Raw genomic sequence first — 10,418 nt, forward strand, 5'->3', positions numbered from 1 at the left:
GACCCAGCGCCGACCAATCTGATGGCCGGCGAAAGAGCAGTCCTTGCGCTGCTAAGCCCGGACGGGAGACGGCCGCACGGCCGACCGACTTCGCTCAGGTGGACGGCTCCGTCGAGCGGCCCACCACCGCACCACCCCGAACCCCCGGGCGGGCGCCGCGACGAACCGCGACGCCGAGGCGTCGGGGTCCTGGCGACAGCTGGGCCGGCCGAAACCCCCATCCGCGTGTCGTCGCCGTGTCGGTGGGGTGCGGTTTCCAGCTTGAGACGCGAAACGGCGGGCCGGTCAGCCGGCCCGCCGTTTCTGATGTTGCTTTACGTCAGATGCGCTCGCCCGTCGCCGCGTGGAAGGCGTGGTTGTGGTCCGCGCGCGGCTTCACGAAGACCGTGTCGCCCATGTTCGGCATGTGGCGGCGGTCGGTGCGGACGACGAAGCGCTCCGAGACGCCGTCGAGGGCCGCGTGGCCGTAGACGTTGGCGTCCGAGCCCAGGTCTTCCACCAGCTCGACGACGACCGGCAGGCCGCCCTCGGTCGGGCCGACCAGGTCGCAGTCCTCCGGACGGAAGCCGATCGTGACCTTGTCGCCGCCGCCGTTCGCGCGGGCCTTCTCGACCTCTTCGCGGGTCAGCGGGACGATCATGTCGATGAACTTGGCGCCGCCGTCGGTCAGGGAGACGGTCTTGATGTTCATCGCCGGCGAGCCGATGAAGCCCGCGACGAAGACGTTGGAGGGCTTGTCGTACAGCGCCCGGGGGGTGTCGACCTGCTGCAGCACGCCGTCGAGCATGACCGCGACCCGGTGGCCCATGGTCATGGCCTCGATCTGGTCGTGGGTCACGTAGACCGTCGTGATGCCGAGCTTGGCCTGCAGGGAGGCGATCTGCGTACGCGTCTGCACGCGAAGCTTGGCGTCGAGGTTCGACAGCGGCTCGTCCATGAGGAAGACCTGCGGCTCACGCACGATCGCGCGGCCCATGGCGACACGCTGGCGCTGGCCACCGGAGAGCGCCTTCGGCTTGCGGCCGAGGTATTCCTCGAGCTGGAGCAGGCCCGCGGCCTCCTTCACCCGACGGTCGATCTCCGCCTTGGAGGTCTTGCGCAGCTTGAGCGCGAACGCCATGTTCTCGTACACCGTCATGTGCGGGTAGAGGGCGTAGTTCTGGAAGACCATCGCGATGTCGCGAGCCTTCGGCGGGAGGTGCGTGACGTCACGGTTGTCGATGTGGATCGAGCCTTCGTCGACGTCTTCGAGGCCGGCGAGCATGCGCAGGCTGGTGGACTTGCCACAACCGGAGGGGCCGACCAGGACGAGGAACTCGCCGTCGCCGATCTCCAGGTCGAGGTGGTCGACCGCAGGCCGTTCAGTGCCCGGGTAGATCCGGGTGGCCTGGGTGTAGGTGACCGTAGCCATGAGGGGACACCGCTTCCTTTCACCGGCAGGAACGTGCCGGACGATCCGAGTGAAAAGAGCTGCCGGCACGTCACCGCGCCGACACCAGTGCTCGTCACCGTAAACGTTTCTCGCATTCGTGCCAAGTGATGATGTGACTACTGCCCCATTTGCCCTGGCAAGCGCTCGACGCCCCGTGGCTCGCTATGCTGTGGTAGCTGCCAGCTGCCCCTGTAGCTCAGATGGCCAGAGCACTCGCCTTGTAAGCGAGATGTCGCCGGTTCGATCCCGGCCGGGGGCTCAACCGCCCGAAGCAAATCGGGCCTACGGCCGGGTCATGCGCAGGACGTCGAGGAGTTCGTCCAGCTGTGCTTCGGTGATCTTGCCGCTGGAGACGTGGCCGCGGTCGATGACCACCGCGCGGATCGAGCGGCCGCTGGCCAGTGCTTCCTTGGCGATCGAGGCCGCCTCGTCGTACCCCAGGTGGCGGTTGAGCGGGGTGACGATCGACGGCGAACCCTCCGCGTACGCCAGGGCGACCTCCTCGTTCGCCGCCAGCCCGACCGCGCAGCGGTCGGCCAGCATCCGGGCCGCCGCGGCCAGCAGCCGGATCGACTCGAGGATGTTGCGGGCCATCACCGGCAGCATCACGTTGAGCTCGAAGTCGCCCTGCGTGCCCGCGAACGCGATGACCGCGTCGTTGCCGATCACCTGCGCCGACACCTGGCGGACCGACTCGCAGACCACCGGGTTGACCTTGCCCGGCATGATCGACGAGCCGGGCTGCAGGTCCGGGATGCGCAGCTCGCCGAGGCCGGCCCGCGGCCCGGAGCCCATCCAGCGGATGTCATTGGCGATCTTGTAAAGCCCGACCGCGACGGTACGGAGTTGACCCGAAGCCTCGACCAGGCCGTCCCGGGCACCCTGCGCCTCGAAGTGGTCGGGTGCCTCGGTCAGCGGCAGCCCCGTGTCGGACCGCAGCCGCTCGATCACCTTCGCCGCGAAGCCGGGCGGGGTGTTGACTCCGGTGCCGACGGCGGTGCCACCCAGCGGCAGTTCGGCCAGCCGCGGTACGGCCGACTCGAGGCGGGCGATGCCGTTGCGGACCTGGGTGGCGTACCCGCCGAACTCCTGGCCCAGGGTCACCGGCGTCGCGTCCATCAGGTGGGTCCGGCCGGCCTTGACCACGGTGGCGAACTCGGTCGCCTTGGCGGCCAGCGCCGAGCCGAGGTGGTCCAGCGCGGGGATCAGCTCGTTGACGACGGCCTCGGTGGCCGCGAGGTGGATCGACGAGGGATAGACGTCGTTGCTCGACTGCGAGGCGTTGACGTGGTCGTTGGGATGCACGTCGCGACCCAGCTCCCGGGCGGCGAGGGTGGCGATCACCTCGTTGGCGTTCATGTTGGACGAGGTGCCCGACCCGGTCTGGAACACGTCGATCGGGAACTGGTCGTCGAACCCGCCACCGGCGACGTGCGCGGCGGCGACCTGGATCGCGGTGGCCAACTCGGCGTCGATCACCCCCAGCGAGCCGTTGACGGCGGCCGCGGCCCCCTTGATCTGCGCGAGCGCCCGGATGTTGCCCGGCTCGATGCCCCGCCCCGACACCGGAAAGTTCTCGACCGCCCGCTGCGTCTGGGCCCGCCACAACGCCTCGGCCGGCACCCGCACCTCACCCATGGTGTCCCGCTCGACGCGGAACCCGTTCTCCTCAACCGCAGTCACCACCCCATCCTCCCCCGACCACGGGAAGCACGCAGAGTGATCCAGGCCCTAGGAGCGGCGGCCGACCGTGAGGACCGGCTTGGTGACCTCCGCGAAGAAGTCGTTGCCCTTGTCGTCCACCACGATGAAGGCCGGGAAGTCCTCCACCTCGATCTTCCAGATCGCTTCCATGCCCAGCTCCGCGTATTCCAGCACCTCGACGTGCTTGATGCAGTCCTGTGCCAGCCGGGCCGCCGGGCCGCCGATCGAGCCCAGGTAGAAACCCCCGTGGTCCGCGCAGGAGCGGGTCACCTGGGCCGAGCGGTTGCCCTTCGCCAGCATCACCTGGGAGCCGCCCGCCGCCTGGAAGCGGGCCACGTACGAGTCCATCCGGCCCGCCGTCGTCGGGCCGAACGAACCCGACGCGTAGCCCTCCGGCGTCTTCGCCGGGCCCGCGTAGTAGACCGCGTGGTCGCGCATGTAGGAAGGCATGGGCTCGCCCGCGTCCAGCCGCTCCGCCAGCTTCGCGTGCGCGATGTCCCGGGCGACCACCAGCGGGCCGGTCAGCGACAGCCGGGTCTTCACCGGGTACTTCGACAGCTCCGCCCGGATCTCGTCCATCGGCCGGTTGAGGTCGATCCGCACGACCTCGCTCGTGTCGAGCTGGGCGTCGGTCACCTCCGGGAGGAACCGGGCCGGGTCGGTCTCCAGCCGCTCCAGCCAGACGCCCGACGGCGTGATCTTGGCGACCGCCTGGCGGTCGGCCGAGCACGACACCGCGATGGCGACCGGGCAGGAGGCGCCGTGCCGGGGCAGCCGGACGACCCGCACGTCGTGGCAGAAGTAGCGGCCCCCGAACTGCGCGCCGATGCCGAACTGCCGGGTCAGCTCCAGCACCTCGGCCTCCAACGACAGGTCGCGGAAGCCGTGCGCCGACAACGAACCCGCGGTCGGCAACCCGTCGAGATATTTCGCCGATGCCAGCTTCGCCGTCTTCAGCGCGTGCTCCGCGGAGGTGCCGCCGATGACGACGGCCAGGTGGTAGGGCGGGCAGGCCGACGTGCCGATCAGCCGCAGCTTCTCCTCGAGGAACTGCATCATCCGCGTCGGGTTCAGCAGCGCCTTGGTCTCCTGGTAGAGGAACGACTTGTTGGCCGACCCGCCGCCCTTGGCCATGAAGAGGAACTTGTAGGCGTCCGGGGCACCGCCCGGGTCCTCCGCGTACAGCTCGATCTGGGCCGGCAGGTTGGTGCCGGTGTTGCGCTCTTCCCACATCGTGATCGGCGCGAGCTGCGAATAGCGGAGATTCAGCCGGGTGTACGCCTGGAAGACGCCCCGGGCGATCGCCGCCTCGTCGGTGCCGTCCGTCAGGACGTGCCGGCCCCGCTTGCCCATCACGATCGCCGTGCCCGTGTCCTGGCACATCGGCAGCACGCCGCCCGCTGCGATGTTCGCGTTGCGCAGCAGGTCGAGCGCCACGAACCGGTCGTTCGGCGACGCCTGCGGGTCGTCGATGATGGACCGCAGCTGGGTGAGGTGCGCCGGGCGCAGGTAGTGCGCGATGTCGTGCATCGCTTCCGCGGTGAGCGCGGTGAGCACCGCCGGGTCGACGGTGAGGAACTGCCGGCCGCCCGGTCCCTTGACGACGTCGACGCCCTCGTCGGTGATCAACCGGTATTCAGTCAGATCGTCGCCCGTGGGCAACAGCGGCGAGTAGCGGAAGGCGTCGGCGCTCATGAGGAGCCAGCCTAGCGGCCCTTGCAGACCTCCTGTTTGGGCCCGCCACACTCCGGCCAGTCGTCGCCCGGGTTGCCCGGATTGCCGCCTGTGGGCGCCGGGTTCGGCGCGGCGGCGCCGCCGAACGGCAGGTACGCCATGTCGCGTCCCTTGACGATGATCATGCCGGCCGGGCCGACCGCCAGCACGTCGGCGTCGGAGCGCACGTTGACGAGCTCCGCGCCGGTGCCGGGGTTGACCGCGATGATCTTGTCGGGTTTCTCGTCGACCACCACCAGGGCGGGCGGGGTCAGCGCCACGTGGCTCTTCGGCGCGGCCGCCCGCTGGAAGCGCTGGCGTCCACCCAGCTCGACGCTGCGGACGGCACCCCCGTCGGCGGTACGCGCGATCGCGTAGCGATCGTCCACCCCGAGCAGCCGCTCGCCCGGCGCGCCGGTGAACAGGGCCCGGCCGTCGTACGCGTCGATCACGAGCTCGCGGGCGTCCGCCGCGACCCCGACGATCACGTTGCGCCCGCCGGCGGGATCGTCGCGCTGGGCGCAGCCGCCGTCCTTCGCCGTACGCAGGTTGATGCCGGCGTTGCGCCACACCTCCCCGCCCGTGGCGGCGTCGGTCGCGACCACCGAGAAGTAGCACGTCCCGTCGGCGGCGACCGCCTTGATCCGGAGCACCCGCCCGCCGACCACCACGACCCGCTCGTCGCGTTCCGGCGTGAGCTCGCGGACGACCTGGCCGGCGGCGGTGTCCACGATGAAGACCTGGTCGTCGATCGGCAGCCCGAGCATCGGCGGCATCTGCTCGGGCCCGCCCGCGTTGGCGTCGATCCGCTTGGTGGTAATCGGCTGGGTGCCGAGGATGTCGGGGTTGTCGGCGAACAGCACGAAGCCGATGCCGGGGATCTGCACCGTCCACCGTGGGCTGCTGCCCAGCGGGTCCCAAGCCGACAGGATGCAGTCCTCGGGCCCGTGGCAGCGCACGTCGAGCATGCCGTTGCGGTAGGTCCAGACCGCCCGCGCCTCGGTGTCCTTGCGGCGCACCGAACCGGACGTCGGGTCGACGACCTCGTACCCCTTGACCAGCAGCTTGCCCGTCACCACGACGGAGCCGGCGCCCTCACCGGCGACGGCGGCCCAGTCGGCCTTGTGCTCCCAGAGCTGGGCGCCGGAGGTCAGGCTGCGCGACTCGACGATCGTGCGGTGCTCGATGACCACCGCGCCGCCGGCGATGGTGGCGCTGCGGGGCGTGCCGCCGAGCTGTTGCTGCCAGAGCGGCGCCGGGGTGGTCATCGGGCTGGACGTGTTGACCATGGCCCAGACCTTGTCGAGCAGCGGGGTGAGCACGCCGGTGAAGTAGCCCACGACAAGGAGGACCACCACGAACACGGCCCAGCACTTCACACAGGGGCCATTACCCCTAGCCACGGCCACACCGTAGCGACGCGCCGGCAGAAGATCGGGGACGGCGATATACCCGTGTCGATCAGGTTTGTGAGATTAATCCACGTCAGCGACGGCATCCGCGGCCGCGGCCGCCACGAGGGGCAGCACACGGAACGGGATCTGCTCGGTGAGCGAGATGATCGTCGACGCCCGGGCCACCGTGCCGTGCGCGACGATCCGGTCGATCACCCGTTGCAGGTCGGCATTGGACCGGGCGACCACCCGGCACATCAGGTCGCCGGACCCGGTGATCGTGTGCGCCTCCAACACCTCGGGGATGCGCGACAGGTGCACCGCGACGGGATCGTGCCCCTGCCGCTGGCTGATCTCCAGCGTGACGAACGCGGTCACCCCGTAGCCGATCGACGCCGGCTGGATCTCGGGCCCGAAGCCGCGGATCACGCCGCGGGCGACCAGCTTGTCGAGCCGCGCCTGGACCGTCCCGCGCGCCACCCGCAGCCGCCGGGAGCATTCGAGAACGCCGATCCGGGGCTCCTCCGCGAGCAAGTTGATCAAGGCGGCGTCCAGCGCGTCGAGCTGGACAATCTGCGCTGTCAATTCGGCCATCCTCCGGACGGATTGCACAACCTGCGCAGACAATTCTAGGACAGTTGACCAGCAATGCGCGGCGGGGCGACGCTCAGGCCAGACGGCAGCCACACGAGGGGAGTCGGTCATGACTCAGGCGCTCAACGACATCGACCAGGCCACCGCCGACCGGCTCATCGGGGCGGTCGACCACGACATCGCCGGTGACCCGTTCCCGGTCAAGGGCCTCGACCACGTCCTGTTCCTCGTCGGCAACGCCAAGCAGGCCGCGCACTACTACTCGACCGCGTTCGGCATGACCTGCGTCGCCTTCCGCGGCCCGGAGCAGGGCTTCCGGGACTACGCCGAGTACGTGCTGACCAGCGGCAGCGCCCGCTTCGTGTTCCGCGGCGCGGTCCGCCCGGACGCCGCCGACGCGGAGCACGTGCGCAGGCACTCCGACGGCGTCGTCGACATCGCGCTGGAGGTGCCCGACGTCGACGCCGCCTTCGCGTACGCGATCAAGCAGGGCGCCAGCGTGCACACCGAGCCGACCGACGTCACCGACGAGCACGGCACCATCCGGCACGCCGCGATCGAGACCTACGGCGACACCCGGCACTCGCTGATCGACCGGTCCCGCTACAGCGGGCCGTTCCTGCCGGGCTTCGTCGCCCGCGGGCCGATCGTCGACCGTGGCCCCGCCATCGCGGCCGGCCTGCAGCCCAAGCGCTACTTCCAGGCCGTCGACCACGTGGTCGGCAACGTCGAGCTCGGCAAGATGGACCACTGGGTCGAGTTCTACAAGCGGGTCATGGGCTTCACGAACATGGCCGAGTTCGTCGGCGACGACATCGCGACCGACTACTCGGCGCTGATGTCCAAGGTGGTCGCGAACGGCACACGCAAGGTCAAGTTCCCGCTCAACGAGCCGGCGGTCGCGCGCAAGAAGTCGCAGATCGACGAGTACCTCGAGTTCTACGACGGCCCGGGCGCCCAGCACATCGCCATCGCCACCAACGACATCCTGGCCAGCGTCGACGCGATGCGGGCGGCCGGCGTGGAGTTCCTGGAGACGCCGGACTCCTACTACGACGACCCGGAGCTGCGGGCCCGGATCGGCACCGTGCGGGTGCCGATCGAGCAGCTCAAGGAGCGCAAGATCCTGGTCGACCGCGACGAGGACGGCTACCTGCTGCAGATCTTCACCAAGCCGGTGCAGGACCGCCCGACCGTCTTCTTCGAGCTGATCGAGCGGCATGGCTCGCTCGGCTTCGGCAAGGGCAACTTCAAGGCGCTCTTCGAAGCCATCGAGCGGGAACAGGACGCGCGCGGCAACCTGTAACACTGTCCGGGTGCACCCCGACCCCCAGCACAACCCCGGCGCGCGGGACCCGCGCCAGCCCGGGCCGCCGGCGACATTCCCCCCGCCGGCCGGCCCGGGCTATATCCCCCAGCAGCACGGGTACGGCGGCCCGCCGCCCGGGTTCTCCATGCCGACTGTCAGTCCAGGCATCGGAAGCAGCCCAGCTGGTTTCGGGGACCGCTTCTTGGCGTACCTGATCGACTCGTTGCTGCTCGGTCTGGTCTCGTTGATCCTGGCCTGCCCGATCATGATCTTCACGTTGATCCTCCCGGCGGCCCGCGCCAACGAGGTCGAGCGGTTCGACCCGGGCGTCATCGTGTCGTTCCTGGTGGGCTACGCCGCGATCTTCGTGCTGCAGTTCGGCCTCGCTTACCTCTACCTCGTGGAGTACCAGCTGCGAACCGGACAGACAGTCGGCAAGCGGACCATGTCGCTGCGCGTGCTGCCGGTCCGGCCCGACCGGCCGCTCGACCGCGCCATGCTGGTCCGCCGCTGGCTGGTGCAGTTCGTCGCCGGCGGCTTCGTGCCGTTCTTCGCCTGGGTCGACGGCTTGTGGCAACTCTGGGATCAGCCGCTTCAGCAGACCCTCCACGACAAGGCGGCCGAGACATTGGTCGCTAAGGTCGTCCAGTGAGTTCAGTGTCCCCGGGCTGGTACAAAGACCCCGCCGAGCCGACCACCCAGCGCTACTGGGACGGTGACGGCTGGATCGGCGCGCCCCTTCCCGCCGACGCGACGCCCCCCGACGGCCCGCCCGAGGTGCCTCCGCCGCCGCCCCCGCCCACACAGCCGGGCCCCGCCGACCCGGCCGGTGCCCCGCCCGTCTCCCCCGGCGGTCCGGTGGCCGCGCCCGGTCCGGGCCACCCCGGCCAGCCGACGCCCAACGGGCATCCCGGCTACGGCCAACAGAGCTACGGCCAGCAGAGCTACGGGCAGCCGTACCCGCCGGTGCAGACCCTGCCGCCGCGGCCCGCCGCCCCGGCGATCCCGGCCGGGGTGCCGCTGGCCTCCCCCGGCCTGCGGCTGGTCGCCCGGCTGATCGACATCGTGGCCGTGCTGCTGCTCAACGCCGTGGTCAACGGCTGGTTCGTCTACCGGTACCTGCAGGAGATCCTGCCGTTCTACCGGGAGTTCAACTCGCGCTACGCCGACGGCGAGCCGGTCGGTGAGCTGATGCGGCTGGCGCCCAGCGCCGAGGCCAACCGGCTCCAACTCGTCATCCTGATCATCGCGTGCGCGCTCTGGTTCGCCTACGAGGTGCCGGCCGTCGCCAACACCGGCCAGACCCTGGGCAAGCGGATCGTCGGCCTGCGCGTCGTCCGCGTCGACGGCGAGGAGAAGCTGGGCTTCGGCCGGTCGCTGCGCCGGTGGAACATCCTCGGCCTGCCGATGTTGTTCTGGACCTGCTGCGTCGGCTTCGTCTGGCAGGTCGTCGACTGCTTCTGGCTGACCGTCGACCGCCCGCTGCACCAGGCCCTGCACGACAAGGCGGCGCGGACCGTCGTCGTGGTCGCCAACCCCCGCCCGCCGGCCGGCGCCAGCCCGCCGCAGACTCCTGGAGGCTCGTCATGACCCCCCGACTCACCCGAGCCGATCTCGACGCGCTTCCCACCTACGTGCCGGGCCGCAGCCCCGCCGACCTGGCCCGCGAGCTAGGCCTGGCCGAGGCGATCAAGCTGGCCAGCAACGAGGTGCCCTACGGCCCGCTGCCCGGCGTCGTCGAGGCGATCGCGGAGGCCGCGATCAACACGCACCGCTACCCGGACATGGGCGTCGTGGAACTGCGCGACGCGTTCGCGGCCAAGCTCGGCGTCGCCGCCGACCGGGTCGCCACCGGCTGCGGTTCGGTCGCGCTGGCCGAGCACCTGGTGCGGGCCACCTGCCTGCCGGGCGACGAGGTCATCTACTCCTGGCGGTCGTTCGAGGCCTACCCGATCATCGCCGCGACGACCGGCGCCACCAGCGTGCGGGTGCCCAACACCGCCGACCACGGCCACGACCTCGAGGCGATGTCGGCGGCGATCACCGACCGGACCCGCCTGATCTTCGTCTGCACCCCCAACAACCCCACGGGCACGGCGATCGGCCGCGCCGAGCTGACCCGCTTCCTCGACTCCGTGCCGGACGACGTGCTGGTGGTGATCGACGAGGCCTACCAGGAGTTCGTCACCGACCCCGACGTCCCGGACGGCCTCGAAGCCTTCGGCGACCGGCCGAACGTGGCCGTCCTGCGCACGCTGTCCAAGGCCTGGGG

Annotated in this window: 9 protein-coding genes and 1 tRNA gene; 5 read left to right on the top strand and 5 right to left on the bottom strand. The window is 70.4% G+C overall.

The annotated features are described in order from the left end of the window. Positions 1 to 319: 319 nt before the first annotated feature. Positions 320 to 1,411 carry an ABC transporter ATP-binding protein gene (locus tag Asi02nite_RS33050; RefSeq protein ID WP_203717943.1) on the bottom strand — a complete coding sequence of 364 codons (1,092 nt, stop codon included), beginning with the start codon at positions 1,409 to 1,411 and terminating at the stop codon, positions 320 to 322. A gap of 206 nt (positions 1,412 to 1,617) precedes the next feature. On the opposite strand from Asi02nite_RS33050, the gene Asi02nite_RS33055 reads away from it, so the two are divergent. Further along, positions 1,618 to 1,691, top strand: a tRNA-Thr gene (locus Asi02nite_RS33055). Positions 1,692 to 1,714: 23 nt separating this feature from the next. Here Asi02nite_RS33055 and Asi02nite_RS33060 read toward each other — a convergent pair. The 4 genes from Asi02nite_RS33060 to Asi02nite_RS33075 all read right to left on the bottom strand — a co-directional run bounded on the left by Asi02nite_RS33060 (position 1,715) and on the right by Asi02nite_RS33075 (position 6,828). Beyond that, the gene (locus Asi02nite_RS33060) at positions 1,715 to 3,070 is read right to left on the bottom strand and encodes a class II fumarate hydratase (protein WP_239127358.1); all 1,356 of its coding nucleotides are present in this window, start codon (positions 3,068 to 3,070) and stop codon (positions 1,715 to 1,717) included. Between the two features lie 93 nt (positions 3,071 to 3,163). Continuing rightward, on the bottom strand, positions 3,164 to 4,831 hold the full coding sequence (locus Asi02nite_RS33065) for a fumarate hydratase (protein ID WP_203717945.1): 1,668 nt from the start codon (positions 4,829 to 4,831) through the stop codon (positions 3,164 to 3,166). Between the two features lie 11 nt (positions 4,832 to 4,842). Next, positions 4,843 to 6,252 (bottom strand): outer membrane protein assembly factor BamB family protein, encoded by a 1,410-nt coding sequence (locus tag Asi02nite_RS33070; RefSeq protein WP_239127355.1) that lies wholly within the window; start codon positions 6,250 to 6,252, stop codon positions 4,843 to 4,845. A 72-nt stretch (positions 6,253 to 6,324) separates the two neighbouring features. Beyond that, on the bottom strand, positions 6,325 to 6,828 hold the full coding sequence (locus Asi02nite_RS33075; protein WP_239127356.1) for an Lrp/AsnC family transcriptional regulator: 504 nt from the start codon (positions 6,826 to 6,828) through the stop codon (positions 6,325 to 6,327). Between the two features lie 118 nt (positions 6,829 to 6,946). Between Asi02nite_RS33075 and hppD the strand changes: the two genes are divergently transcribed. The 4 genes from hppD to Asi02nite_RS33095 form a co-directional block, all read left to right on the top strand. Continuing rightward, positions 6,947 to 8,143, top strand: coding sequence for a 4-hydroxyphenylpyruvate dioxygenase (hppD, locus tag Asi02nite_RS33080; protein WP_203717947.1), 1,197 nt, complete (start codon positions 6,947 to 6,949; stop codon positions 8,141 to 8,143). Between the two features lie 148 nt (positions 8,144 to 8,291). Then, positions 8,292 to 8,798 (top strand): RDD family protein, encoded by a 507-nt coding sequence (locus Asi02nite_RS33085; RefSeq protein ID WP_275410422.1) that lies wholly within the window; start codon positions 8,292 to 8,294, stop codon positions 8,796 to 8,798. After that, positions 8,795 to 9,736: an RDD family protein gene (locus tag Asi02nite_RS33090; protein WP_203717949.1), complete on the top strand. Its 942-nt coding sequence runs from the start codon at positions 8,795 to 8,797 to the stop codon at positions 9,734 to 9,736. The genes Asi02nite_RS33085 and Asi02nite_RS33090 overlap by 4 nt, the downstream gene beginning before the upstream one ends. Next, positions 9,733 to 10,418 (top strand): aminotransferase class I/II-fold pyridoxal phosphate-dependent enzyme (locus Asi02nite_RS33095; protein ID WP_203717950.1); only part of this gene is annotated, 686 nt, incomplete at its 3' end. The genes Asi02nite_RS33090 and Asi02nite_RS33095, both read left to right, overlap by 4 nt.

Origin of the sequence: Asanoa siamensis (assembly GCF_016862555.1) — a bacterium.
Lineage (GTDB): Bacteria > Actinomycetota > Actinomycetes > Mycobacteriales > Micromonosporaceae > Asanoa > Asanoa siamensis.

Excerpts from the sequence above, each read along its gene's own strand:
- Asi02nite_RS33060 (WP_239127358.1), bottom strand. The coding sequence starts at position 3,070 with ATGGGTGAGGTGCGGGTGCCGGCCGAGGCGTTGTGGCGGGCCCAGACG.
- Asi02nite_RS33065 (WP_203717945.1), bottom strand. The coding sequence starts at position 4,831 with ATGAGCGCCGACGCCTTCCGCTACTCGCCGCTGTTGCCCACGGGCGAC.
- Asi02nite_RS33085 (WP_275410422.1), top strand. The coding sequence starts at position 8,292 with ATGCCGACTGTCAGTCCAGGCATCGGAAGCAGCCCAGCTGGTTTCGGG.
- hppD (WP_203717947.1), top strand. The coding sequence starts at position 6,947 with ATGACTCAGGCGCTCAACGACATCGACCAGGCCACCGCCGACCGGCTC.
- Asi02nite_RS33050 (WP_203717943.1), bottom strand. The coding sequence starts at position 1,411 with ATGGCTACGGTCACCTACACCCAGGCCACCCGGATCTACCCGGGCACT.